This window comes from Streptomyces sp. NPDC086989, from assembly GCF_044745505.1.
Classification (GTDB): Bacteria; Actinomycetota; Actinomycetes; order Streptomycetales; family Streptomycetaceae; genus Streptomyces.
This window is the reverse complement of sequence record NZ_JBIVAL010000002.1, coordinates 1-26,186: the sequence shown is the minus strand read 5'-3', so window position 1 is coordinate 26,186 and position 26,186 is coordinate 1. Positions and strand designations below refer to the sequence as shown.

19 protein-coding genes are annotated in these 26,186 nt (G+C 70.0%); 5 read left to right on the top strand and 14 right to left on the bottom strand.

Annotation, left to right across the window (positions count from 1 at the left end; all coding sequences use genetic code 11):
- Positions 1-19 precede the first annotated feature (19 nt).
- From ACIPK4_RS03810 to ACIPK4_RS03745, 14 genes are all read right to left on the bottom strand, one after another.
- Entirely contained in the window at positions 20-1,120 is a 1,101-nt protein-coding gene (locus tag ACIPK4_RS03810) for an ABC transporter ATP-binding protein (RefSeq protein WP_402309102.1), read from the bottom strand.
- Positions 1,113-2,087 (bottom strand): ABC transporter ATP-binding protein, encoded by a 975-nt coding sequence (locus tag ACIPK4_RS03805; protein ID WP_402309101.1) that lies wholly within the window; start codon positions 2,085-2,087, stop codon positions 1,113-1,115. The genes ACIPK4_RS03810 and ACIPK4_RS03805 overlap by 8 nt, the downstream gene beginning before the upstream one ends.
- Positions 2,088-2,099: 12 nt before the next feature.
- Complete coding sequence (locus ACIPK4_RS03800) at positions 2,100-3,107, bottom strand: ABC transporter permease (RefSeq protein WP_402309100.1); 1,008 nt, start codon at positions 3,105-3,107, stop codon at positions 2,100-2,102.
- On the bottom strand, positions 3,100-4,023 hold the full coding sequence (locus tag ACIPK4_RS03795) for an ABC transporter permease (RefSeq protein WP_054226022.1): 924 nt from the start codon (positions 4,021-4,023) through the stop codon (positions 3,100-3,102). Before ACIPK4_RS03795 ends, ACIPK4_RS03800 begins: the two co-directional genes overlap by 8 nt.
- 30 nt (positions 4,024-4,053) lie before the next feature.
- A complete protein-coding gene (locus tag ACIPK4_RS03790) occupies positions 4,054-5,685 on the bottom strand; it encodes an ABC transporter substrate-binding protein (RefSeq protein ID WP_054226023.1) in 1,632 nt (543 codons plus the stop codon).
- A gap of 106 nt (positions 5,686-5,791) precedes the next feature.
- Entirely contained in the window at positions 5,792-6,763 is a 972-nt protein-coding gene (locus ACIPK4_RS03785; protein WP_402309098.1) for a GNAT family N-acetyltransferase, read from the bottom strand.
- Positions 6,764-6,812: 49 nt separating this feature from the next.
- Complete coding sequence (locus ACIPK4_RS03780) at positions 6,813-8,429, bottom strand: ABC transporter substrate-binding protein (protein WP_402309097.1); 1,617 nt, start codon at positions 8,427-8,429, stop codon at positions 6,813-6,815.
- Positions 8,430-8,517: 88 nt separating this feature from the next.
- Positions 8,518-9,570, bottom strand: coding sequence for an ABC transporter ATP-binding protein (locus tag ACIPK4_RS03775; RefSeq protein WP_054226026.1), 1,053 nt, complete (start codon positions 9,568-9,570; stop codon positions 8,518-8,520).
- Positions 9,563-10,609: an ABC transporter ATP-binding protein gene (locus ACIPK4_RS03770; RefSeq protein WP_402309695.1), complete on the bottom strand. Its 1,047-nt coding sequence runs from the start codon at positions 10,607-10,609 to the stop codon at positions 9,563-9,565. Before ACIPK4_RS03770 ends, ACIPK4_RS03775 begins: the two co-directional genes overlap by 8 nt.
- A 20-nt stretch (positions 10,610-10,629) precedes the next feature.
- Positions 10,630-11,577, bottom strand: a complete 948-nt coding sequence (locus ACIPK4_RS03765) for an ABC transporter permease (protein WP_054226028.1) — start codon at positions 11,575-11,577, stop codon at positions 10,630-10,632.
- Positions 11,570-12,502, bottom strand: a complete 933-nt coding sequence (locus ACIPK4_RS03760; protein WP_054226029.1) for an ABC transporter permease — start codon at positions 12,500-12,502, stop codon at positions 11,570-11,572. Before ACIPK4_RS03760 ends, ACIPK4_RS03765 begins: the two co-directional genes overlap by 8 nt.
- A gap of 175 nt (positions 12,503-12,677) precedes the next feature.
- Positions 12,678-14,315: an ABC transporter substrate-binding protein gene (locus ACIPK4_RS03755; protein WP_054226030.1), complete on the bottom strand. Its 1,638-nt coding sequence runs from the start codon at positions 14,313-14,315 to the stop codon at positions 12,678-12,680.
- A gap of 464 nt (positions 14,316-14,779) precedes the next feature.
- Positions 14,780-16,684, bottom strand: a complete 1,905-nt coding sequence (typA, locus tag ACIPK4_RS03750) for a translational GTPase TypA (protein WP_402309095.1) — start codon at positions 16,682-16,684, stop codon at positions 14,780-14,782.
- A gap of 317 nt (positions 16,685-17,001) precedes the next feature.
- Positions 17,002-19,419, bottom strand: a complete 2,418-nt coding sequence (locus ACIPK4_RS03745; RefSeq protein ID WP_402309093.1) for an ABC transporter family substrate-binding protein — start codon at positions 19,417-19,419, stop codon at positions 17,002-17,004.
- A gap of 349 nt (positions 19,420-19,768) precedes the next feature.
- On the opposite strand from ACIPK4_RS03745, the gene ACIPK4_RS03740 reads away from it, so the two are divergent.
- The 5 genes from ACIPK4_RS03740 to ACIPK4_RS03720 all read left to right on the top strand — a co-directional run bounded on the left by ACIPK4_RS03740 (position 19,769) and on the right by ACIPK4_RS03720 (position 26,063).
- Positions 19,769-19,999 (top strand): hypothetical protein, encoded by a 231-nt coding sequence (locus ACIPK4_RS03740; RefSeq protein ID WP_376192949.1) that lies wholly within the window; start codon positions 19,769-19,771, stop codon positions 19,997-19,999.
- Positions 20,000-20,106: 107 nt separating this feature from the next.
- The gene (locus ACIPK4_RS03735) at positions 20,107-20,925 is read left to right on the top strand and encodes a hypothetical protein (protein WP_402309091.1); all 819 of its coding nucleotides are present in this window, start codon (positions 20,107-20,109) and stop codon (positions 20,923-20,925) included.
- A 1-nt stretch (position 20,926) separates the two neighbouring features.
- Positions 20,927-22,846: a fumarate reductase/succinate dehydrogenase flavoprotein subunit gene (locus ACIPK4_RS03730; protein WP_054226035.1), complete on the top strand. Its 1,920-nt coding sequence runs from the start codon at positions 20,927-20,929 to the stop codon at positions 22,844-22,846.
- On the top strand, positions 22,843-23,616 hold the full coding sequence (locus tag ACIPK4_RS03725; protein WP_402309090.1) for a succinate dehydrogenase/fumarate reductase iron-sulfur subunit: 774 nt from the start codon (positions 22,843-22,845) through the stop codon (positions 23,614-23,616). Before ACIPK4_RS03730 ends, ACIPK4_RS03725 begins: the two co-directional genes overlap by 4 nt.
- Before the next feature lie 362 nt (positions 23,617-23,978).
- Positions 23,979-26,063 (top strand): TPM domain-containing protein, encoded by a 2,085-nt coding sequence (locus tag ACIPK4_RS03720; RefSeq protein ID WP_402309692.1) that lies wholly within the window; start codon positions 23,979-23,981, stop codon positions 26,061-26,063.
- The last annotated feature ends 123 nt before the right edge of the window (positions 26,064-26,186 follow it).

Genomic DNA, 26,186 nt, shown 5'->3' with positions numbered 1-26,186 from the left:
CGCCCCTCGGTTCCGCCGGTCATTCCTTCACCGGCGGAACCGGCGGAACCGGCGGAACCGGCGGAACCGGCGGCGGGGACGGTGGCGGCGGGAGGTCTCCGGGCGCCGGGACGACCTGCTTCTCCGCCGCGAAGTGACAGGCCGACGGATGGGCCGCCGCACCGGTGCGGAACTCCTCCGGGACGGCCAGCGGCGGGACCTCGTCCGTGCACCGCTGCCGCGCCTTCCAGCAGCGGGTGCGGAAGGGGCAGCCCGACGGCGGGTCGGCCGGGGAGGGCACGTCGCCGGTCAGGATGATCCGCTCGCGGTGGGCGCGGGCCTGCGGGTCCGGGACGGGCACGGCCGACAGCAGCGCCTGGGTGTACGGGTGGGTGGGGTGGTCGTAGATCTGGGTGTCGGTGCCGATCTCCACCACCCGGCCGAGGTACATCACGCCGACCCGGTCGGAGATGTGCCGCACGATCGAGAGGTCGTGGGCGATGAACACGTACGACAGGTCGAACTCGCTCTGCAGCCGCTCCAGGAGGTTGATGACCTGGGCCTGGACCGAGACGTCGAGCGCGGAGACCGGCTCGTCCGCCACGATGACCTCCGGCCGCAGCGCGAGACCGCGGGCGATGCCGATGCGCTGGCGCTGACCGCCGGAGAACTGGTGCGGATACCGGTTGATGTACTCCGGGTTCAGGCCCACGACGTCGAGGAGCTCCTGCACCCTGCGGCGCCGGTCGCCCTTCGGGGCCACCTCCGGGTGGATGTCGTACGGCTCCCCGATGATGTCGCCGACCGTCATGCGGGGATTGAGCGAGGTGTACGGGTCCTGGAACACCATCTGGATGTTGCGCCGGACGGCCTTGAGGGCGCGGCCCGACAGCCGGGTGATGTCCTCGCCCTTGTACGAGATCGCGCCGGACGTCGGGCGTTCCAGGTTGACCAGCATCTTGGCGACGGTGGACTTCCCGCAGCCGGACTCGCCGACGATGCCGAGCGTTTCGCCGCGGGCGAGGCCGAAGGAGACCCCGTCGACGGCCTTGACCGCGCCGACCTGCTTCTTGAACAGGATGCCCTGGGTCAGCGGGTAGTGCTTGACGAGGTCCCTGACCTCCAGGATGGTCTCAGCCACCGAGGCACTCCTTCCAGAAGAAGCACGCGCTCGCCCGGTCCGGTGCGACGTCCGCGAGCGGGGGGACCTCGGTGCGGCAGACGGCCTGCGCCATCGGGCAGCGCGGGTTGAAGGCGCAGCCGGGCGGGATGGCCAGCAGGTTCGGCGGCAGGCCCTTGATCGCGTACAGCTCCTGGCCCTTCTGGTCCAGGCGCGGGATGGAGTCGAGCAGGCCCCTCGTATACGGGTGCGCAGGCGCGGCGTAGATCTGGTGCACGGGGGCCGATTCCACGATCCGGCCCGCGTACATGACGGCGATCTTGTCGGCGACGTCCGCGACCACGCCGAGGTCGTGGGTGATGAGGATGAGCCCCATGTTGAGTTCCCGCCGGAGCTCCGCGAGCAGGTCCATCACCTGGGCCTGGACGGTGACGTCCAGCGCCGTCGTCGGCTCGTCCGCGATGATCAGGGAGGGCTCCAGGGCCAGCGCCATCGCGATCATGATGCGCTGGCGCATGCCGCCCGAGAACTGGTGCGGGTAGTCCCCCACCCGCTGTTTCGCCGCCGGGATCTTCACCCGGTCCATCAGCTCGACCGCCTTGGCCCTGGCGTCCTTGCGGGACATCCCGCGGTGGACCTCGTACATCTCCCCGAGCTGGGCGCCCACGCTGAGCACCGGGTTCAGGGAGGACAGGGCGTCCTGGAAGATCATCGCCATCTCTGCGCCGCGGATCCTGCGCCGCTCGTCCTCCTTCATCCTCAGCAGGTCCCGGCCCTTGAACAGGATCTCGCCGCCCGCGATCCGGCCGGGGGGCACGTCCAGGATCCCCATCACGGCCTGGGCGGTGACCGACTTGCCCGAGCCCGACTCGCCGAGCACGGCGAGCGTTTCGCCCTCGTCCACCGAGTAGTCGACGCCGTTGACGGCCTTGGCGACTCCGTCCCGCGTTCGGAACTCCACATGGAGGTCGCGGACTTCGAGCAGCATGGTGCCCACTCCTCAGCGCAGCTTGGGGTCGAGGGCGTCGCGCACCGCGTCGCCGAGCATGATGAACGCGAGCACGGTCAGGCTCAGGGCGCCCGCCGGGTAGAGCAGCATGTGCGGGGCGTTGCGGATCTGCGGGGCCGCGTTGGAGATGTCGATGCCCCAGGAGACGGTGGGCGGGCGCAGGCCGACGCCGAGGAAGGACAGGGTGGCCTCCAGGGCGATGTACGTGCCCAGGGCGATGGTGGCGACGACGATGACGGGGGCGACGGCGTTGGGCGCCACGTGCCGCAGCAGCATCCGGCCGTTGCCGGCGCCGAGGGCTCGGGCGGCCTGGACGTAGTCGTTGTGTTTGGCGGTGATGACGGAGCCGCGGCCGATGCGGGCGATCTGCGGCCAGCCGAGGAGCACGATGAAGCCGACGACCGGCCAGACGGTGGTGCTGGTGACCACGGACAGGAAGACCAGACCGCCGAGGACGACGGGGATGCCGAAGAAGATGTCCGCGGCCCGGGAGAGCAGGGCGTCGCCCCAGCCGCCGAAGAACCCGGCGAGTCCGCCGAGCACGGAGCCGAGCAGGGCGGCGCCGAGGGTGGCGCAGACGCCGACGGTGATGGAGGCGCGGGCTCCGTGGACGGTACGGGTGTAGACGTCGCAGCCCTGGGTGTCGTAGCCGAAGGGGTGGCCGGGTGCGGAGCCCTGCTGGGACTTGGACAGGTCGCACTGCAGCGGGTCGCCGCTCGCGATGAGCTGCGGCCAGATCGCGATGACCACGAGGAAGAGGATCATCAGCGAGGAGATGACGAAGACGGGGTTGCGGCGCAGCTGGTGCCAGGCGTCGGACCACAGGGACCGCGCCCTCTCCTGTGGCCCGGCCCCGGTGGGGGCGTCCCCCGACGGCCTCTCGAGGCTTTCGGCCTCGTCCAGCGCGAGATCCATGGGGCCGCCCTGGCCGGTGGGTGCGATGGCCTCCCCCTCTCCCGGTTCGAGTGGGTCGTAGACGGGCTCGCTGCGCTCAGGCATAACGGATCCTCGGGTCCAGGACCGCGTACAGCAGGTCGACGAGCAGGTTCGCCAGCAGGAAGACGATGACGAGGATGGTCACGAAGCCGACCACCGTCGGGGAGTTGTTGCGCAGGATGCCCTGGTAGAGCTGGTAGCCGACGCCGTGGATGTTGAAGATCCGCTCGGTGACGATGGCGCCGCCCATCAGGGCGCCGATGTCGGTGCCGATGAACGTGACGACGGGGATCAGCGAGTTGCGCAGCAGGTGGCGGGTGACGACCCGGTGGCGCGGCAGGCCCTTGGCGGTGGCGGTGCGCACGTAGTCGGCCTTGACGTTCTCGGCGATGGAGGTGCGCGAGAGCCGCGTGACGTACGCGAGGGAGACCAGGGCGAGCACGATGCCGGGCAGGATCAGCTCGTTGAAGGGGGCGTCCGGGGAGACGGTGGGCCGCACCCAGCCCCATTTGACGCCGAAGAGGTACTGGAGCAGGTAGCCCGTCACGAACGTCGGCACGGAGATGACGACGAGGGTGAGCACCAGCACGGTGGTGTCGACGGACTTGCCGCGGCGCAGCCCGCTGAGCACGCCGAGGGTGATGCCGATGACGATCTCGAAGAAGATCGCGACGATGGTCAGGCGCAGGGTGACGGGGAAGGCCGAGGCCATCAGCTCGGTGACCGGCTGGCCGTTGAAGGCGGTGCCGAAGTCGCCCTGGAAGATCTGGCCCATGTAGTGGAGGTACTGCTGCCACAGGGGCCGGTCGAGGTAGAGGTCCTTGCGGATGCGCGCGGCGGTGGCGGGGTCGGGCGCCTTGTCGCCGAAGAGGGCCGCGACCGGGTCGCCGAGCGCGTACACCATGAAGAAGATCAGGAACGTGCTGCCGATGAACACCGGGATCATCTGGAGCAGCCGCCGGATCACATAACGTCCCATGGACTGCTCCGGGATCGATCCGACAGGGGGTCAGCTGACCTTGATCTCGTTGTAGACGGGGACGCTGAACTGGTTGAGGGCCACATCGGAGAGCCGCTCGGCGTAGCCCGCGCTGCCGTTCTGGTACCAGAGGGGGATGGACGGCATCTGCGCGGCGAGGATCTTCTCGGAGTCCTGGAACTTCGCGATGGCCTTGGTGGCGTCGCTCTCCTGGTTGGCCTCGTCGACGAGCTTGTCGAACTCCGGGTTGCTGAACTTCCCGTAGTTGGAGGAGGCGCCGGTGTAGTAGAGCGGCTGGAGGAAGTTCTGGATCAGCGGGTAGTCGGCCTGCCAGCCGGAGCGGAAGGGGCCGGTCAGCTTGTAGGCGCTCTGCTGGTTGCGGAAGTCGGCGAAGGTGCCGACCGGGTTCACCGTGCAGACCGGGCCCTCGCCGATCGCGTTGTTGATGCTGTTGCAGACGGCGTCCATCCACTCGCGGTGCGAACCGGTGTCGACGTTCGACGTCAGCGTGACCTTGCCGCCGGGGAGCCCGCCCGCGTCCTGGATGAGCTTCTTGGCGGCCACGGGGTCGAACTTGCAGGCGTCGCCGCACAGGGTGGCGTTGAAGCCGCCCTTCTCGCCGAGGGCGGGGGAGGTCCAGTCCTTGGCCGGGGTGCGGGTCTCGCGGAAGATCTGCTTGGTGATCTCGTCGCGGTTGATCGCCATGGAGATGCCGCGGCGGACGTTCTCCATGCCCTCCTTGTTCCACTGCGGGTCGTACAGCGGGAAGGTGAGGGTCTGGATGATGAGGGCGGGCTGGTTGATGTACCGGTCGCCGAGGTCGTTCTTGACGTTCTTGAGCTGCTGCGCGGGGACGTCGTCGACGAGGTCGAGGTTGCCGGAGATCAGGTCCGTGTAGGCGGTGTTGTTGTCGGTGTAGACCTTGAGGTCGACGCCGCTGTTCTGCGCCTTGTCCTCACCGGGGTACGCGTCCCAGGCGCGCAGCTTCATGCCGGTGCCCTTGGTGTACGAGTCCACCGTGTACGGGCCGTTGCCGACCGGCTTGTTCAGCCAGCCGGCGTGATCGGTGAAGAAGGCCTTGGGCAGCGGGGAGAAGGCCTGGTAGCCGAGGGTCTCGGGCCAGGTGGAGAACTTGTTCTTCAGGGCGACGGTGAAGGTCTTGGGGTTCTTCACGACCAGCCCGGACATCGTCTTGGCCTTGGGCTCACCGGAGGCGGGGTGGACGTCGTCGTAGCCGACGATGTTCGAGAAGAACGGTGAGTTGTTCTGCTTGTTGCGGACGTCCGCACCGTAGTTCCAGGCGTCCACGAAGGACTGGGCGGTGACCGGCTCGTCGTTGCTGAACTTCCAGCCGTCCTTCAGGGTGACCGTGAAGTTCTGGCTGTCGGTCGTCGCGATGTTCTCGGCCAGCATGTTCTTGGCCTCGCCGGTCTTCGGGTCGTACCGCTTGAGGCCACGGAAGAGCATGTCGAGGACCTTGCCGCCCTGCACCTCGTTGGTGTTGGCCGGCTCCAGCGGGTTCTGCGGGTCGCCCCAGGAGGAACTGACGATTCCAGCGCCACCGCCGCCGCCCCCGCCGCTGTCGCTTCCGCCGCAGGCCGTCGCCGCGAGGGCGACGGCCACCGCACATGCGGCCCACTTGGCGTGGGTGGCTCCGCGCATGGAGTGCCTCCTATGGTCCCAAGACTCACTTAGGGCCCAATGTCACCCTATGTGGGAGCGGGAACACTCCTCGTTGGACCGATTGCCCCCTCGCGTCTCCCGGCTGTCACCCCTGCGAGTGCAATGTCAGCTCCCACGTGTCGACCGCGAAGTGCAGGCGCATGCCGTGCGCCTCGTAGAGCCCGAGCGCGCCGGTCTCGTCGTGGACGTCCACGCCGAGGCCCACGGTGTCGCGGCCGCGGGCCGCGTAGGCGGCGAAGCCGTGGCGCAGCAGGTGTCCGCCGATGCCCCGGCCGCGCTGGTCGGCGCGGACGCCGAGGCGGCTGAGCCAGCCCATGCTGGTGCGGTCGTCGCGGGTCAGCAGGACGCCCACGTCGCCGGCGCCGGGCAGGCTCGCGATCCACACCAGCGACCAGTCGAGGGAGCGGGCGTCCAGGTGGTCCAGCCAGGCCTCGTACGGGCGCTCCACATGGCCGAAGTGGGCGGCGAAGGTCTCCTCGACCAGGGCGTGGGCCCGGCGGCGGTCGGCCTCGTCGGCGGCGCAGTCCCGCAGGGCGAGCCCGGCGGGCCCCTCGGCGGGGGCGGGTCGGGGGTGGGCGGCGGGCAGGGTCCGGGTCATCACCTGGTGGTGGCGGACGGTGCGGTAGCCCCGGCCGGGCAGTACGTCGGCGTCGAGGGTGGTCCTCACGTTGAGCGGGAGCCGCATGACGGCCTCGGCCGCTCCGGCGGTGAGCTCCCGCGCCCGGACCTCCATCAGCTCCAGCAGCCGCACGGCGGCCTCGCGCCGCCCCGGCAGCACGTGGTGGTCGGAGTCGGCCCTGCCGGGCCCGGAGTCGGCCCACACCAGGGCGTAGGCGACGAGCCGGCCGTCCTCGAACGCCAGCCAGGAGTCCTTGCCGAGGTCGACGTCGGGGTGGTGGAGATCGGCCTCGACCGCCGCGAGGTCCGTCTCGGGTCTGCCGATCTCGATGACGTCGACGGCGTTGAGCAGGCCGCAGATGTCGGACGCGTCCCCGGGCCCGGCGGGCCGTACGGTCAGCGTGCGCGGGCGTCGGCGGGCGTGCGGTGTCCCGGTCATCGGGCCACTGTCCGCCCGGCCGCGGTGCGCCCGCAACTTCCCTCGTGTGTCAGTTGAGCTCGACGTGGGCCAGGTCGATGCGGCCCTGGGCGTCGACCTCGACGTTCTTCACGGACGAGGAGTAGGCCACGGCGGACATGTAGGTGAAGACCGGGATGTAGGGGAGGTCGCGGATGACGATGTCGTCGGCCTTCTGGTAGAGCGTCAGGCTCGTGGCCGGGTCGGTGGCGCTGTCGGCGGCGGCGAGGGTGGCCTCGAACTCGGCGTTCCCGTAGCGCCCGAAGTTGGAGCCGTTGGCGATGGCCTCCTTCGAGAAGACCGGGCGCAGGTAGTTCTCCGCGGCGGGGTAGTCCATGCCCCAGCCCATGCGGAAGGCGCCCTTGAAGTTCCCGGCCTTGACGGCGTCGGTCAGGTCGCCGGAGCTCTGGAAGGCCTTGGTGGTGACCTCGATGCCGAGGTTCGCCTTCAGCTGCGCGGCGACGGCCTGGATCCACTCCTTGTGGCCGCCGTCCTCGTTGTAGCCGAGTTCCAGCTTGTTGCCCGGTACGCCGCCGTTCTGCTGGAACAGTGCCTTCGCCTTGGCCGGGTTGTACGTGCCGGCCTCGCCCAGGGCGCCCTTGCGGTAGCCGGGGACGATCGGGCTGATGAAGTCGTCGGCCCGCTTGCGGGTGCCGTTGAAGACGGTCTTGGAGATGGCGTCCCGGTCGATGGCCATCGAGATCGCCTTGCGGATCTCGGGCTTGCCGAAGGCCCCGGGGTTGGTCTCCAGCGGGAGGCCGAGGTAGCCGACGGATGCCTCCGGCTTGTAGATGTAGCGGTCGCCGAATTCCTCGGCGACGTTGGGGAGCGCCGAGACGGGCAGCCTGTCGACGATCTGCAGCTTGTTCTTGCGCAGGTCGTTGTAGGCGCCGTCCGGGTTCTCGTAGATCTTGAACGTCACGCCGTCGAGCTTCGCGCGACCCTCGGCCGGGTACTTGTCGTACTTCTTGAGCTTGATCTGCTTGTTGTGCTCCCAGACGCCGTCCATGCGGAACGGCCCGTTCCCGATCGGGGACTCGCCGAACGCCTTCGGGTCGGCCTCGAACGCCCGGGGCAGCGGATAGAAGGCGTTGTACCCGAGCATGGTCTTGAACTGGGAGAACGGCGCCCTGAGGGTGACGGTGAAGGTCCTGTCGTCGATGACCCGCAGGCCCTTGAGCTCCCTGGCGGTGGGCTTCCTGCCGGCGCCGGGGGCAAGCTCGTCGGAGCCCTCGATCTTCGAGAAGAAGCCCATCGCCTCGGCGGTGTTCTCCTGGTTGGCGCCCCAGTTCCAGGCACGGACGAAGGACTGTGCGTCGACCTTCTCGCCGTTGTGGAAGGTGAAGCCGTCCTTGATCCTGATGGTCCAGGTCCTGGAGTCCGCGGAGTCGATGGACTCGGCTATCGCGAGTTTCGGCTCGTTGGTCCTGTTGTCGTAGGAGACCAGGCCGGTGAACAGGGCGTGGAGGACCTCGGCCCCCTCGGACTCGGCGGTTTCCTGACCCACCAGTCCGTGCTGCGGTTCACTGAGCACCACCGAAATGTGGCCGCCGGTCTTGTGGGCCGTCGCGTCCTGGTCGGTGCTGCACGCCGTGGCAGCGGTCGCCACGACGACGGCACCGGCGACCCATTTGCTCGCTGCGCGCACGGGTACTGGCCTCCTCGGGTGTCACGGGGGTGAACCGCGGCCGGGGCACAACCGGAATCGGCTGTGCCCCGGCCGGTGTCCGGCAGGATCAGACTCCCAGAACGGCCTTCTCTTCGGCGAAGTGGCAGGCCGACTGGTGCGCGGCGAGGCTGTTGACGCCCTCGAAGCGCGTCGGGATCGCCAGGATCGGCTCCTCCGTGGCGCACCGCTCCTCCGCCTTCCAGCAGCGGGTGCGGAAGCGGCAGCCCGACGGCGGGTTCGCCGGGGAGGGGACGTCACCGGTGAGGATGATCCGCTCGCGGTGGGCGCGGGCCTCCGGGTCCGGGACCGGGACGGCCGACAGCAGCGCCTGGGTGTAGGGGTGCGTCGGGTGGTCGTAGATCTCGCTGTCGGTACCGATCTCGGCCATCTTGCCCAGGTACATGACGCCCACGCGGTCCGAGATGTGCCGGACGATCGAGAGGTCGTGCGCGATGAAGATGTAGGAGAGGTTGAACTCGTCCTGGAGCTTCTCCATCAGGTTGATGACCTGCGCCTGCACCGACACGTCGAGCGCGGAGACCGGCTCGTCGCAGATGATGATCTCCGGGTTGAGCGCGAGGCCGCGGGCGATGCCGATGCGCTGGCGCTGACCGCCGGAGAACTGGTGCGGGTACCGGTTGATGTACTCCGGGTTCAGGCCCACGACGTCCAGGAGGTCCTGGACCTTGCGGCGCCGGTCGCCCTTCGGAGCCACCTCCGGGTGGATGTCGTAGGTCTCCCCGATGATGTCGCCGACCGTCATGCGCGGGTTCAGCGACGTGTACGGGTCCTGGAACACCATCTGGATGTTGCGCCGGACGGCCTTCAGCGCGCGGCCGGACAGCTTGGTGATGTCCTGGCCCTTGTAGAAGACCTCGCCGGCGGTGGCCCGCTCCAGGTTCATCAGCAGCTTGGCGACCGTGGACTTGCCACAGCCGGACTCGCCGACGATGCCCAGCGTCTCGCCCCGGTACAGGTCGAAGCTGATGCCGTCGACGGCCTTGACCGCGCCGACCTGCTTCTTGAACAGGATGCCCTGGGTCAGCGGGAAGTGCTTGACCAGGTTGCGGACCTGGAGGATCGGCTCGCGCTCGGGGGCGTTCTTGGTGAGCTCAGCCATGGAGCTGCTCCTTCCAGAAGTGGCAGGCGCTGGCGCGGCCGGGCAGCTCGGAGCCGTCCTGCGCGCTGACCACCTGGAGCAGGGGCACGTCCGAACGGCAGATGTCCTGCGCGACGGTGCAGCGCGGGTTGAACGAGCAGCCGGTCGGCAGTCGCAGGAGGTTGGGCGGCAGGCCCTTGATCGCGAAGAGCTCCTGGCCCTTCTGGTCCAGGCGCGGGATCGAGTCGAGCAGGCCCCGGGTGTACGGGTGGGCCGGCCGCTTGTAGATCTCGTGCACGGGAGCCGTCTCGACGATCCGGCCCGCGTACATGACCGCGATCTTGTCCGCGACGTCGGCGACGACGCCGAGGTCGTGCGTGATCAGGATCAGGCCCATGTTCAGCTCGCGCTGGAGCTCCGCGAGCAGGTCCATGACCTGGGCCTGGACGGTCACGTCGAGGGCCGTGGTCGGCTCGTCGGCGATGATCAGGTCCGGCTCCAGCGCGATCGCCATGGCGATCATGATGCGCTGGCGCATACCGCCCGAGAAGTGGTGCGGGTAATCGTCCACGCGCTGCTTCGCGGCGGGGATCTTCACCTTGTCCATCAGCTCGATGGCCTTGAGCCGGGCTTCCTTCTTCGACAGGCCCTGGTGGACGCGGAACATCTCGCCCAGCTGGTAGCCGACGGTGAGCACCGGGTTCAGCGAGGACAGCGCGTCCTGGAAGATCATGGCGATCTTCCGGCCGCGGAGCTTGCGCCGCTCCTCGAAGCTCATCTTGAGCATGTCCTGGCCGCGGAAGAAGATCTCGCCCTGCGGGATCTTGCCGGGGGGCATGTCGAGGATGCCCATGATGGCCTGGGCGGTGACGGACTTGCCGGAGCCGGACTCGCCGAGGACGGCGAGGGTCTCGCCGGCACCGACGGAGTAGTTGACGCCGTTGACGGCCTTGGCGACGCCGTCACGCGTGTGGAACTCCACGTGCAGGTCGCGCACTTCGAGGAGCGGCGTCTGCGGGTTCCCGTCACGCGGGGAGGGAACAGTGCTGGTGTTGTCCATGGTGATCACTTACGCCCTCCTCAGCGCAGCTTGGGGTCGAGGGCGTTGCGGACCGCTTCGCCGAGCATGATGAAGGCGAGGACGGTGATGCTCAGCATGATCGAGGGGTACAGCAGGATGTGCTGCGCCACTCGGATCTGCGCGGCGCCGGCGGAGATGTCCACACCCCACGAGATGGTGGGGGCCGCGAGACCCAGACCCAGGTAGGACAGGGTGGCCTCGGCCGCGATGTAGCCGCCGAGCGCGATCGTGGAGACCACGATCACGGGTGCCATGGCGTTGGGAAGGATGTGCCGCATCAGGATCCGGCTGGTGCCGGCGCCCAGTGCCTTGGCGGCGTGCACGTAGTCGGCCTGCTTCACCGTGATGACAGAACCGCGCATGACGCGGGTGATCTGCGTCCATCCCAGGAAGGCCAGGGCGAAGACGACGGTCCACACCGTGCGCTTGGTGAAGGCCTGGAGGACGACCATCGAGCCGAGCAGGAAGGGGATGCCGAAGAAGATGTTGGTGACCCCGGAGATGAGCGTGTCCGTGAGGCCGCCGAAGTAGCCGGCGATCATGCCCGTGATACCACCGACGAGGGTGACGATCGCCGTCACGCAGGTGGCGACGATGATCGAGGCCCGGGTGCCGTAGACGAGGCGCGCGTAGACGCTGCGCCCCTGGCCGTCGTATCCGAGCCAGTCCGGCGAACCGACCTTGGAGAGTTCCGGCTTGCCGAGGAAGTGGTGGACCAGGTCGCCCTTGGTCGGGTCGGCGCTGGTGAACCAGCCCGGGAAGGCGGCGATCACCAGGAGGACGAGGATCAGCGCCGCGGAGACGACGAAGTACGGGTTGCGGCGCAGGTCCGACCACGCGTCGCCCCAGAGGCTGCGCGCCTTCTCCTTGGTGGCGGGCGCGATCGCGTCGACGGGGGCCACAGCACCCTCGGTCGAAACGGCTTGGGTCTTGGTCATGTCAGGCATACCGGATCCTCGGGTCCATGACCGCGTAGAGGAGGTCGACGAGCAGGCTGGCGATGAGGTAGACGACGACCAGGACGGTGACGACACCGACCACGGTGAGGCCCTCGCGGCGGATGACCGAGTCGTAGATCAGACCACCGACGCCCTTGACGTTGAAGATGCCCTCGGTGACGACGGCGCCGCCCATGAGGGCACCGATGTCGGTACCCAGGAAGGTCACGACCGGGATCATCGAGTTGCGCATCAGGTGCACACCGATGACACGGCGCTTGGGAAGACCCTTGGCCACGGCGGTGCGGATGTAGTCCGCGCGCAGGTTCTCGGCCATCGAGGTGCGCGTCAGCCGGGCCACGTAGGCCAGCGACAGCGATCCGAGCACGATGGCCGGCGCGATGAGTTCGCCCCACGTCTCCTTGTTGCTGACGTTGGGGTCGATCCAGCCGAGCTGGAAGGCGAAGACCGACTTGACGATGAAGCCGAGCACGAAGACCGGCATCGAGATGATCAGCAGCGTGAGGATCAGGACCAGGTTGTCGACCAGCTTGCCGGCCTTCAGCCCGGCGACGATGCCGAGGGCCAGACCCAGGACGATCTCGATCGCGAAGGCCAGGAAGGCCAGTCGGAGCGTGACCGGGAAAGCGGAACCGATGACATCCGTGATCTCACGTCCGCTGCGGATCTGCTGTCCGAAGTCGAAGTGGAACAGGATGCCGGTGATGTAGTTGTAGTACTGGTGCCACACCGGCAGGTCGAGCCCGTGCTCGTGCCGGAGTGCGGCGAGCGTGGCGGGGTCGGTTCCCTTGTCACCGAAGAGTCCGGCCACGGGGTCGCCGGGCAGGCTGTAGACCATCAAGAAGATGAGCGCGGTCGTCCCGAAGAAGACCGGAATCATCTGGAGCAGTCGTCGTGCGACATAGCGCCCCATCATGCCTCCGTAGAAGATGCGGCAGAGGCAGCCGGACGGGCCCTTTCGCCACGCACGCACGTGACGGGATCGTCACTGCGTCGCGAAAGGGCCCCCCGGGGCTCTGCATTTAGGCCCGGATGCGGGCCGGCTCCCCGCCGGCCCACATCCGTCGAGCGGAATTACGCTGTGGGACTTACTTCTTGACCTCGACGCCTTCGAGGATCGGGTCGCCGTCCTGGGCGTACTTCACGTTCTGGACCTTCTCGGAGAAGCCCGCGTTGACCTTGTAGTACCAGAGCGGGATCGAGGGCATGTAGTTGACCAGGTCCTTCTCGATGCCCTGGTACGCCTTCACCGACTCGTCGAGCGACGAGGCCGTGTCGGCAGCGGCGATCTTGGCGTCCAGGTCGGGGTTCGAGAAGCCGCCCTGGTTGCCGCCCGCGCCCGTACGGAACAGGTCGCTGATGAAGTTGGCGTTCACGGGGTAGTCGAGGACCCAGCCGGAGCGGTAGATCGACTTGACCTGCTTGGACTTGCGGGCCTGGAGGTCGGCCTGGAAGTCCGGCTTGGCGTCGCCGGTGCACTTGACGCCGGTGGCCTGGGTGATGCTGTTGCAGACAGCGTCGACCCATTCCTTGTGACCGCCATCCGAGTTGAACTGGATGAAGATCTCGTTGTTCGGAACGCCACCGCCCGCGGTGATGAGCTCCTTGGCCTTGGCCGGGTTGAACTTGGTGACGTCACCGGTGGCGTTCGGCGTGTAGCCGAGGACGCCCTTGGCGACCCAGCCCGTGGCCGGCTCGCGGGTGCCCTGGAGCACCGTCTTGGTGATGGTGTCACGGTCGATGGCCATCGACAGGCCCTGGATGACCTTCGGGTCGACCGGCTTCGGGGTCTTCCACTGGTCGGCGTAGAACGCGATGGCCAGGGTCTGGATCGCGGAGTACGCCTGGTCCACGGCACGGTTGCCGAGGTCGGCGCGGTAGACCGGCAGGTCCTTCGGGCCGATCTGACGCAGGACGTCGACGTTGCCCGACTTCAGGTCCTCGTAGGCGGTTTCGAGGGTGGAGTAGTTCTTGAGGATCACACCACCGTTCTTCGCCTTGTTCTCGCCCTTGTAGTCGTCGAAGCGGGTGAGCTCGATCTGCTTCTTGTGCTCCCACGACTTGAACTTGTAGGGGCCGTTGCCGACCGGCTTCTCACCGGCGGCCTTCGGGTCCTTGTAGAAGGACTCGGGCAGCGGGGAGAAGACCTCGTAGCCGAGCTTGTACGCGAAGTACGGAACGGCGTTCGCGAGCTCGATGGTGAAGGTGTTCTCGTCGACGACCTTCAGGCCCTCCAGCGCCTCGGCGGTGGGCTTGGCGCCCTCGGCCTCGGGGTGGAGCGCCTCGAAGCCCTTGATGTCCGCGAACCAAGAGGCGTTGCCCTGCTTGTTGTTGATGTTCGCGGCCCAGTTCCAGGCCTTGACGTAGGACTCGGCGGTCACCTTGGTGCCGTCGTGGAAGGTCCAGCCCGGCTTGAGCTTGACGGTCCAGAGCTTGCTGTCCTTGGACTCGACCGACTCGGCGTTGACCATGGTCAGCTTGCCGTCGGCGTCGTAGTCGACGAGCTGCGAGAACAGACCGGACATGACGATCGAGCCGTTGGACTCCATCGTGTCGGCCGGCTGGAGGAGCTTCTCGGGCTCGCCCACCTCGACGGAGTAGATGCCGTTCGGGTCAACCTCACCCTTGCCGGCGGCGTCGCCCTTGTCGTTGCCACCGCAGGCGGTCGCAGCCAGGGCGACGACAATCGCGCCCGCTACCCACTTGGCGCTCTTGGCACCGCGCATGGGTTTCCTCCTCATGAGTCCACTGTTTGATGTGCGGGACACATGAACGATTCGCCGACACCCCTGACGGCGAGATGAACTGTGCCCCGAGTGTGCTCGTGAGTCGACGCTCCCCACAGCGTGTGACCCATTGACCCGAGCTCAATGGAGCCATCCTCAGGGACGACCTGACCGTAAACCACACTTAACTGGTCTCGTTTTCACAACATCACCGCACGGCGAAAACCCGAAATCCGGACAAACGGATAGGAGACAGACACGTGCGAAACGGACTGTTAGCTCACCATCCGGAGTGTCACGGTCGGTATACGGACACCGCGGACACTGGAATGCAACAATCCGCTTGACAAACGACGACAACCCCTCCCCCACGAAGCCGTGGTGAAGGGGTTGTCTGCCGAACAGCGGCCCCGCGGGGCCCACTTCCTACAGGCCGGACCTGCGGGCGGGCCTGCGGGCCGGACCTACTTGCCGGACTTGGCGCGCGACGCGGTGCGCGAGCGCTCCTTCTGGTCCAGGACGACCTTGCGGATGCGGACGGCCTCCGGGGTCACCTCGACGCACTCGTCGTCGCGGCAGAACTCCAGGGACTGCTCCAGGGAGAGCTTGCGCGGCGGGATCACGTTCTCCGTGTTGTCCGCGGAAGCCGCACGCATGTTGGTGAGCTTCTTCTCCTTGGTGATGTTCACGTCCATGTCGTCGGAGCGCGAGTTCTCGCCGACGATCATGCCCTCGTACACCTCGGTGCCGGGGTCGGCGAACAGGACGCCGCGCTCCTGCAGGTTGATCATCGCGAACGGCGTGACCGCACCGGCGCGGTCGGCGACCAGCGAACCGTTGTTGCGGGTGACCAGCTGGCCGAACCACGGCTCGTGGCCCTCGTGGATCGAGTGGGCGATACCCGTACCGCGGGTGTTGGTCAGGAACTCCGTACGGAAGCCGATGAGGCCGCGCGACGGGACGACGAACTCCATGCGGACCCAGCCGGAGCCGTGGTTCGACATGTTGTCCATGCGGCCCTTGCGGACGCCCATGAGCTGCGTGACGGCGCCCATGTGCTCCTCGGGCACGTCGATCGTCATGCGCTCGACCGGCTCGTGGACCTTGCCGTCGATCTCCTGCGTGACGACCTGCGGCTTGCCGATGGTCAGCTCGAAGCCCTCGCGGCGCATCTGCTCGACCAGGATGGCGAGCGCGAGCTCACCGCGGCCCTGGACCTCCCAGGCGTCGGGGCGCTCGGTGTCGAGCACGCGGAGCGAGACGTTGCCGATGAGCTCGCGGTCCAGGCGGTCCTTGACCTGGCGGGCGGTGACCTTGCGGTCCTTGACCGCGGACTTCGCGTCCGCGCCCTTGCCCGTGCCGCCGCGGCCGACCAGCGGGGAGGTGTTCGTGCCGATGGTCATGGAGATCGCCGGCTCGTCGACCGAGATCAGCGGGAGCGCGATCGGGTTCTCCGGGTCGGCCAGGGTCTCGCCGATCATGATGTCGGGGATACCGGCGACCGCGCAGATGTCACCCGGGCCCGCCACCTCGGCCGGCTTGCGGGTGAGCGCCTCGGTCATCATCAGCTCGGTGATGCGGACGTTCGACATGGTGCCGTCACGCTTGATCCACGCGACCGTCTGGCCCTTGCGCAGCTCGCCCTGCTCGACGCGGAGCAGCGCGATGCGGCCGAGGAAGTTGTCCGCGTCCAGGTTGGTGACGTGGGCCTGGAGGGGCGCCTCGTCGTCGTACACCGGGGCCGGGACGTGCTCCAGGATGGTGGAGAAGAAGGGCTCCAGGCTGTCGCTGTCCGCGGGGACGGTGCCGTCCTCCGGCTTGGTCAGCGAGGCGATGCCGTCACGGCCGCAGGCGTAGACGATCGGGAACTCGATCTGCTCCTCGGTGGCGTCCAGGTCCAGGAAGAGGTCGTACGTCTCGTTGACGACGTCGTCGATCCGGGAGTCCGGGCGGTCGGTCTTGTTGATGCACAGGATGACCGGCATCTTCGCCTGCAGGGCCTTGCGCAGGACGAAGCGGGTCTGGGGCAGCGGACCCTCGGAGGCGTCCACCAGCAGGACGACGGCGTCCACCATCGACAGACCGCGCTCGACCTCACCACCGAAGTCGGCGTGGCCGGGGGTGTCGATGATGTTGATCGTGATCGGGGCCCCGCCGTCCTTGGGGTGATACTTCACCGCCGTGTTCTTGGCGAGGATCGTGATGCCCTTCTCACGCTCCAGGTCGTTCGAGTCCATCATGCGGTCGTCGAGGTGCTGGTGGGCGGCGAAGGCACCGGCCTGCTTGAGCATGGCATCGACGATGGTCGTCTTGCCATGGTCGACGTGGGCGACGATGGCGACGTTACGGATGTCGTGGCGCGTGGGCACTTCGGCGCTTCTCCCGGGATCGTGGATGGCGGCGCGTACGGTCCGGCACGCGCGCCTCGACCGGGCGGAAAACCTGCCACGGCCTTACCCCATCGTACGTCGCGTGGCGGGAACCGCCCGCCGGGGGGTCTGTCAAGAGGCCGGAGGACTGAGAAGAGCCGGGTACGGGGTGGGGGGTCCCCGGCTGGGGGTACTGCGGGTATTGCCGCGGGTCAACGGGTAGACACGACCTTGCCCGCCGGAGGATCCGGCGGGCAAGCGACTTGAGTCACATCTGAGCTTGTGAGCCGAAGCTCAATCTGTCTGGCCCCGTTTTGTCACTTCTTCTTCCCCGAGTCTTTCGCTGCGGCCGGGGGCTTCTTCCAGCCGATGTCCTGGAAGCGGGGGGTGCCGAGGCCGAAGGCGCCGGCATTGACGAGGTTCGGCTTGACGGCCACCAGCTCGGGGCGCTGGTAGAGCGGGATGGAGCCGGCGGCGGCCCAGATCCGGGCGTCCGCCTTGCGCATCAGCTCGCGCGAGGCGTCCTCGTCCAGCTCGCCGAGCGCCTGGTCGAAGAGCTGGTCGATGTGGTCGGTGCCGACCCGGGTGTAGTTCTGTTCGACGAGGAGCGAGCCGTCGGCGGCCGGCTCCGGCTTGGCGAAGATGGGCCGGGCGTCGGTGGCCGGGTAGGCCGTCGCCGGCCAGGAGTACAGCGCCAGGTCGTACTGGCCCGAGGCGACGTGGTCCTTGAAGAAGCTCTCGTCGGCCACCTTGGTCAGCTCGGTGTTCACCCCGACCTTGCGGAGCATCTGGGCGATCCGCTCGCCGACCGTGCGCAGCGCCTCGGAGCCGGGGCCGGCCGGGAGGACGAAGCGCAGGCTGAGCGCCTTGCCGTCCTTGGCGAGCATGTTCCCGGAGGTGCGGGCCTGCTTGGCCGGGGCGGGCGCCGGGGAGGCGCTGCCCGCCTTGCCGGGTCCGGGGGCCTCGCCGTCGCGGGCCGGGCCGCGCTTGGCGTCGTCGGAGCCAGAGCCGGAACCTGCGCCCGCGCCCGCCGCGGCATCGGCGGTGCCCGCCGCGTCCGTGCCGGCCGCTTCGGCCGGGTCCGCCGGGTTCTTCGCGTCGAGGGCCTCGGCCTGGGCCAGCAGCGCCGCCCTCTGCTCCTGCGCGTGCAGGGCCGCGCCCGGCACCGGGGAGACCCGCTCGCCGCGGCCGCCCTGCGCGAACGTTTCCCCGCCGACCGCCGGGATCCCGCGCTCCAGGCCGTCGCCGTTGCGCTCGTCCTCCTGGCCCACGATGTACAGGCCGTCGTTCCCGGTGCCCGGGCCCGACGGGGTCTTCGAGTCGTCCTGGCCGTCGCCCTCCGCGTTCTCGGAGCCGGCCTTCGCGCCCGCCGGCTCGGTGATCTTGCCGCCCCGGCGCCAGCCCGCGTCCGCGAGCAGGGCCTCGGCCGCGTGGAGGTCCTTGCCGCCGAGTGCGTCGCTGTTGTCGGAGTACGCCCGCTGCCCGGCCAGCGCCACGTGGCTGCCGACCGGCTTCGCGGGGAGGCCCAGGGGCTTCAGTACGATCTCGGCCAGTTCCTTGCGGTCCAGGGCCCGGGCCACGGCCCGCCGGACCCGCTCGTCGGCCAGCGGGCCGGAGGCCCCGTTCAGGGCGAGCTGCGTGTAGGCCGGCTCCAGGGACTTGCGGACCGTGAAGGAGCGCAGGGCCGCCTGCTCGTCGGCGTAGTTCCTGGCCGTCTCGGCGTTCTGCGCCCGGGTGTCCCGCTCCGTCGCCGCCTTGCCCTCGTCGGGGCCGTTCGCCACCGCCCACGACAGCGTGGCCTCGGCCGGGGTGACGGCGGCGCCCGGCCCGTGCGCCGGGGCCCCGCCCGAGCCGGGGGCGTGCTCCGCCTCCCGGCGGGCCGCCGCGATCCGGTCGGCGCCCGCGCGGTCGACCTCCGCCAGGTCGACCTTGCCGGCGGCCAGCGCGGCGGGGCGCTGGGCGCGGGGCACGGCGGTCATGACGAGCGTGTCCAGCTTGGCCGGCCGGCCCCACCAGCGGGCGTTGCGGGTCAGGGCCGCGGTGCCGGTCTTCTTGTCGATGGCGCCGAGGTTGAAGGGTCCGGCGGTCACCTTGAGGGTGCCGCGGGCACCCTCGTTGAAGGAGTCCGGGGTGCCGGTGACCTGCTTGGGGTAGAGCGGCGTGAACAGGGAGCGCCAGTCGGTGTACGGCTTGGCGAAGGTGACCTTGACCTCCAGGTCGGTCTTGCCGCGCTCGATCTTCTCGATCCGGTCGTAGCCGGCGTTGCGGGCCGTCCAGTACGCCGAGTCCTTGCCGTTCAGGGCGCGCCACTGCGCCACGAAGTCGGCGGCGCCGATCTCGCGGCCGTCGCTCCAGACCGCCTGCTGGTTCAGCTTGTACAGGACGACCTGCTTGGGCTCCCGCTCGACGACCGCGGCCTTCTCCAGGTAGTCCGGGTTGGCGACCGGCCGGCCCTTCTCGTCCAGGGTGAACAGCTGGGGCAGCACCGCTCCGGCGATCCGGTTGGTGGTGGCGTCCGCGTCGGCCTGGAAGGTGTTCAGGGTGTCGGGGAGGGTGTCCACGGCCCAGCGCAGCACGCCGCCGTCGGCGACCTGGTCGCGGGACGTCGCCGCGATGTCCTGGCCGGCGGCCACGGGACCGCCGTCGTCGTCACCGGCGCCGCAGCCCGCGAGCAGCGGCAGTGCGAGGACTCCCGAGGTCAGGAGCGCCAAGGGCCTGCGCCTTCTCTGGGACATGGGCGGTACCTCCGGGACGGGGCGTGAAAGGGGCGGCTTGATCACGTTTGGGGGTATATGGAGCTGATCACACTGGGTGCCGCAACACACTGAAATCCACCGCCCGCCGCACCTCTCGCAGCCGGCCCTCGCCACGCCGCGAACCCCACCCGTGCGGACCAATCCCGCTTGCGCCACGGGCGGGCGTTCCCCCGGAAGAGGGATCAAAATGGGAGCGGGGAGGGGCGCACAGATTGCGCCTGCGCGCCCGCAATCGCTGCACGTCCCTTCACAACCGGGGACGGGAGGCGCGACACTCGCAGGCGCACATGAGCGTTGCCACCGCAACCAGCGGAAGTGAGGGCAAGTCATGTCCCTGCAAGACGATTTGACCGCCGTACGACGCAACCTGAACGAGCTGGTCCGCTCGGTGGAACGGCTGGAGCGGGACGTCAAGGACGCGGCCCGGCAGTCCCCCGGCACCCCGCGGGCGCCACGCCAGGAGGGGATGGTCCCCATTTCGGACGCCCCGTACGACAGCGCGCTGTGGCAGGACGTCGACGACGAGGGTCTCGGCGCCCGCGACCGCCGGGCACCCTGACCGGAGGGCTCGCCCCCCGCACGCGCGGCACCCCGCACCCCACCCGGCCCAGCCGTCCGCGGCTGGGCCTCGTGGGTCACCCCTCATCACTCCACCCGGAGTCCCCTTTGGCCACAGGCACGGAACCACCCCGGCTGACCGGCGTCCACGACGCCTCCCGGGCCGCGATCGCCGCCCGGCACCTGCGCACCGACCGGTGGTGGCTGGCCCCCGCGGCCACCGCGGCCGGGCTGCTCGCCTTCATCGTCTACTCGACGTGGCGGGCGTTCGCCAACGCCGACTACTACGCGGCCCCGTACGTCTCCCCGTTCTACTCCCCGTGTCTCGCGGAGAACTGCAGGGAGATGCGCGGCGGCCCCAACCTGGACCTGTTCGGCAGCTGGTGGGGCCTGTCACCCGCCCTGCTGATCCTGGTCTTCCCGCTCGGCTTCCGGCTGACCTGCTACTACTACCGCAAGGCGTACTACCGGGGCTTCTGGGCCTCGCCGCCCGCCTGCGCCGTCGCCGAGCCGCACGCGACGTACACGGGCGAGACGCGCTTCCCGCTGATCCTCCAGAACGCGCACCGGTACTTCTTCTACGCGGCGCTTCCGGTCGCGGGCATCCTCACGTACGACACGGCCCTGACCTTCCGCAACGACCGGTACGAGTGGGGCCACATGGGCCTCGGGACGCTGCTGTTCCTCGTCAACATCGTGCTGATCTGGGCCTACACGCTGTCCTGCCACTCCTGCCGGCACATCATGGGCGGCCGCCTGCGGCACTTCTCCAGGCACCCGGTGCGCTACCGGCTGTGGGGATGGATCAGCAGGCTCAACTCCCGCCACATGCTGCTCGCGTGGTCCTCGCTGGTCAGCGTCGCGCTGTGCGACTTCTACGTGTACCTGCTGGCCAGCGGCACCTTCACCGACCCGAGGATCTTCTGACATGGCTCAAGTGGACCGGCAGCAGTGGGACGTGGTCGTGGTCGGCGCGGGCGGCGCCGGGCTGCGGGCCGCGATCGAGGCCCGCGAGCGGGGCAGGCGCACGGCCGTGATCTGCAAGTCGCTGTTCGGCAAGGCCCACACGGTGATGGCGGAGGGCGGGATCGCCGCCTCCATGGGCAACGTCAACGAGGGTGACAACTGGCAGGTGCACTTCCGCGACACCATGCGCGGCGGGAAGTTCCTCAACCAGTGGCGGATGGCGGAACTCCACGCCAAGGAGGCCCCGGACCGGGTCTGGGAGCTGGAGACCTGGGGAGCGCTCTTCGACCGCACCCCGGACGGGAGGATCTCCCAGCGCAATTTCGGCGGGCACGAGTACCCGCGCCTGGCCCACGTCGGCGACCGGACCGGCCTGGAGCTGATCCGCACCCTCCAGCAGAAGATCGTCCAGCTCCAGCAGCAGGACTTCAGGGAGTTCGGGGACTACGAGGCCCGGCTCAAGGTCTTCCAGGAGTGCACGGTCACCCGGGTCCTGAAGGACCGCAGCCCGAAGGACGGGCCGAGGGTCTCGGGGGTCTTCTGCTACGAGCGCGAGTCCGGCCGGTTCTTCGTCCTGGAGGCCCCGGCGGTGGTCCTGGCCACGGGCGGGATCGGCAAGTCCTTCAAGACCACCTCGAACTCCTGGGAGTACACGGGCGACGGCCACGCGCTGGCCCTGCTCGCGGGCGCCCCGCTGCTGAACATGGAGTTCGTGCAGTTCCACCCGACCGGCATGGTCTGGCCGCCCTCGGTGAAGGGGATCCTCGTCACCGAGTCGGTGCGCGGCGACGGCGGGGTGCTGCGCAACAGCGAGGGCAAGCGGTTCATGTTCGACTACGTCCCGGACGTCTTCAAGGAGAAGTACGCGGAGTCCGAGGAGGAGGGCGACCGCTGGTACGAGGACCCGGACCACAACCGGCGTCCGCCCGAACTGCTCCCCCGCGACGAGGTGGCGAGGGCCATCAACTCCGAGGTCAAGGCGGGCCGCGGCTCCCCGCACGGCGGGGTCTTCCTCGACGTGTCGACCCGGATGCCCGCCGAGCGGATCAAGCGGCGGCTGCCCTCCATGTACCACCAGTTCAAGGAGCTGGCGGACGTGGACATCACCGCCGAGCCGATGGAGGTCGGCCCGACCTGCCACTACGTCATGGGCGGGATCGCGGTGGACTCGGACACCGCCGCGACCGTCGGGGTCCCGGGCCTGTTCGCGGCGGGCGAGGTCGCGGGCGGCATGCACGGCTCGAACCGGCTCGGCGGGAACTCCCTGTCCGACCTGCTGGTGTTCGGCCGGCGGGCCGGTCTGCACGCGGCGGAGTACGCCGAGGGCCTCGCCGGCGCACCGCCCGCGGTCTCCCAGGCCGAGATCGACGCGGCGGCGGAGGAGGCACTGGCCCCGTTCCACGCCACCGAGGGCGCGGAGAACCCGTACACGCTGCACCAGGAACTCCAGACGACCATGAACGACCTGGTCGGGATCATCCGCCGCGAGGGCGAGATGGCCGAGGCGCTGGAGAGGCTGGCGGGCCTGCGCGTACGGGCAGCCCGGGCCGGCGTCGAAGGGCACCGGCAGTTCAACCCGGGCTGGCACCTCGCCCTGGACCTGCGCAACATGCTGCTGGTCAGCGAGTGCGTGGCCCGCGCGGCCCTGGAGCGCACCGAGAGCCGCGGCGGGCACACCCGGGAGGACTGCCCGTCGATGGAGCGCACCTGGCGCCCGGTGAACCTGCTGTGCCGCCCGGTCGACCCGGTGCCCGAGGATCCTGCGGCCGACCGGATCTCCCTCGTGCGGACCCGCACCGAACCCATCCGCCCCGACCTGCTGGCGCTCTTCGAGAAGGAAGAGCTGGCCAAGTACCTCGCCGAAGAGGAGCTCTACGAGTGACTGACTACGACGCCCGCTTCCGGATCTGGCGGGGCGACGCGGAGGGCGGGGAGCTGAGGGACTTCACCGTGGAGGTCCACGACGGCGAGGTCGTCCTGGACATCGTCCACCGGCTCCAGGCCACCCAGACCCCGGACCTGGCGGTGCGCTGGAACTGCAAGGCGGGCAAGTGCGGCTCGTGCAGCGCGGAGATCAACGGGCGGCCGCGGCTGATGTGCATGACGCGCATGTCCACCTTCGACCGGTCCGAGACGATCACGGTCACCCCGCTGCGTGCCTTCCCGGTCGTCCGGGACCTGGTCACGGACGTGTCGTTCAACTACAGCAAGGCGCGCGAGGTCCCGGCCTTCGTGCCGCCGCAGGGGGTGGCCCCGGGCGCGTACCGGATGCAGCAGGTGGACGTGGACCGCTCGCAGGAGTTCAGGAAGTGCATCGAGTGCTTCCTGTGCCAGGACACCTGTCACGTGGTGCGCGACCACGAGGAGAACAAGCAGGCGTTCGCCGGTCCGCGCTTCCTGATGCGGGTCGCGGAGCTGGACATGCACCCGCTGGACGCGGCGGCCGACGCGGGCCTTGACCGCAAGCGCACGGCCCAGGACGAGCACGGGCTCGGCTACTGCAACATCACCAAGTGCTGTACGGAGGTCTGCCCGGAGGGGATCAAGATCACCGACAATGCGCTGATCCCGCTGAAGGAGCGGGCGGTGGACCGCAAGTACGACCCGCTGGTCTGGCTCGGGAACAAGATCCGCAGGCGCGGGGAGCCGTAGCACCCCCGGCCGGGGACTCAGCAGGACACGATGCCCCCTGGGGGAACGTCGCATGACGTGATGCCAGGGGGCTCTGCGGTGCGGGTGGGGGATGAGCCGGGAGTCGGGCCCGTTCGTCGCCGTTCCGGATCCGGCGACGGGCCGCCGTCGCCGCCAGTGGGAGCAGCCGGCGCTCGGCGACGGGGACGCGCAGATGGTCGGCGACCACCTCGTGCTGTCCCGCCCGGAACCGGCGGCGTACGCCCTCCCGTGGCGGGCCCCGGAACCCCGGGGTCCTCCGGGTGCGGGCGGCCACGGCCGCCCATACCCTCCCAGGTGTGAGGGCGCCCAGGAGCAGGACGACGCGACGCACCACCACCGGGATGTCCGTACGGGCCGGACTCGTCCTGGCCGCCGCGCTGCTGGGGCTCGGCGGCTGGGGGGTGGCCGTGGCGCCGGCCGTCCGGGCCGAGGACCCCGTCACCCTGTCCTCGCAGGGACAGATCACCGACCGCGTGGGCGCCCTGGGCGACCGGAGGGCCGCCGTCACCGCCGCGCTCGACACGCTGTACGCCCACCACCGGATCCGGCTGTTCGTGACGTACGTGCACGACTTCTCCGGGCGTTCCGCGCAGAGCTGGGCGGACGCCACCGCGCAGAAGAACGGCCTCGGCCGGGACGACGTGCTGCTGGCCGTGGCGACCGGGGCGCGCCGGTACGCCTATTCGGCCGACGTGGGCTCCCGGTTCACGCAGGCACAGCTCGCGGACGTCGCCCGGACGGCGATCGGGCCGGCGCTGCGGCAGAACGACTGGGCGGGCGCCGCGATCGGCGCCGCCGACGGGTACGGCGCCGTGCTCTCGGGCAGGCCCGTACCGGTGCCGGCCGTCACCCCGGGTGTGGCGGACCCCGGCGGGGACTTGGGCGAAGGCGGCGGGGCCGGCGACTACGTGCTCCCGGTGGTCGTCGTCGGTGCGGCCGGCGCGTTCGGGGCGTACGCGTACCGCCGCCGCAAGCGCGGGGGCGGCGCCGGAGGGACCGGCACGACGGGCTGGGGCGCGCAGCCGGCGACCACGACCGTGCTCCCGCTGTCCGAGCTGGACGCCAAGGCCAAGTCCCTGCTGGTGGAGACCGACGACGCGATCCGCACCAGCACCGAGGAGCTCGGCTTCGCCTCGGCGCAGTTCGGCGTTGCGGCGGTCGCCGCCTTCACCGAGGCCGTCGCCTTCGCGCGGAGCGAGCTAACGGCCGCGTTCCGGCTGCGCCGGCAGCTCGACGACGCGTACCCCGAGGACGATCCGGCGCGGCGGCGGATGCTCGACGAGATCGTGGCGCGCTGCACCGAGGCGAACCGGCGGCTGGACGCCGAGTCGGCGGACTTCGACCGGCTTCGGGACCTGGAGAAGAACGCCCCGCAGGCACTCGCCGCGGTGGAGGCGCACTACCGCGACCTGACGGGCCGTACGGCGACGGCCGAGGCGACGTTGACGGCTCTGGCGGGCCGGTACGCGGACTCGGCGTCCGCGCCGGTGGCCACCGCCGCCGACCAGGCCCGGGACCGGTTGCTCTTCGCGGCGACCAGCCTGGGCGAGGCCCGGGCGGCGGTCGACGGGGACGGCAACGGGGAGGCGGTGGTGCACGTACGGGCCGCCGAGGGTGCGGTGGACCAGGCGGCGACGCTGGTCGAGGCGGTGGAGCGGCGGGCGCAGGAGCTGGCCGAGGCGGTCGGGAAACTGCCCGGGGCGCTCACCGGGACGGACACCGACCTGGCCGATGCCCGCGGCCTGCTGACCGGCACGGCGGAGGGCACCTCCACGGCGGACCTGCGGGGCCGGATGGGCCGGGCGGAGGCGGTCCTGGCCGACGTACGAAGGGAACAGGCGGCCGGCCGGTACGACCCGATCGACGCGCTGCGCCGGGTGGAGGAGGCCGGTGCCGTCCTCGACGAGGCGCTGGCCGGGGCCCGGGAGCGCGAGAGCGGCCGGCAGCGGGCGGCCGCGCTGCTGGACCAGGCGATGCTCGCGGCCCGTAGTGCGCTCGGGGCGGCGGCGGACTACGTCACCACCAGCCGGGGCGCTGTCGGCGGCGAGGCCCGTACGCGGCTGGCGGAGGCGCAGCGGCGGTTGGAGCGGTCGGCGGCGCTGGCGGGTTCGGACCCGGGGGGCGCGCTGGCGCAGGCACAGCGGGCGGACGGGCTGGCGCGGCAGGCGCAGCAGCTGGCCGAGGAGGACGTACGGGCGTACCGGAACGCGTACGGGGGCGGCGGGCAGCAGCGGCAGGGCGGCGGCAGGGGCGGCGCGGTCCTCGGCGGGATCATCCTGGGCGAGATCCTGCGCGGCGGCCGCGGGGGCGGCGGGGACGGGAGCGGCGGGGACGGGAGCGGGGGCTTCGGCGGCGGGAGGCCGGGACCGGGCTCCTTCGGCGGCGTGGGCACCCGCGGCCGCCGGGGCGGCGGCGGCCGTTCCTGACCCACTCGCGTCCACCGTCATGGACCCGGGCGGGTGCGGCGTCGGGGGGGGGGGGGGTGGGGGGGGGGGGCCCCGCCCCCCCCCCCCCCCCCCCCCCCCCCCCCCCCCCCCCCGGGGGGGGCG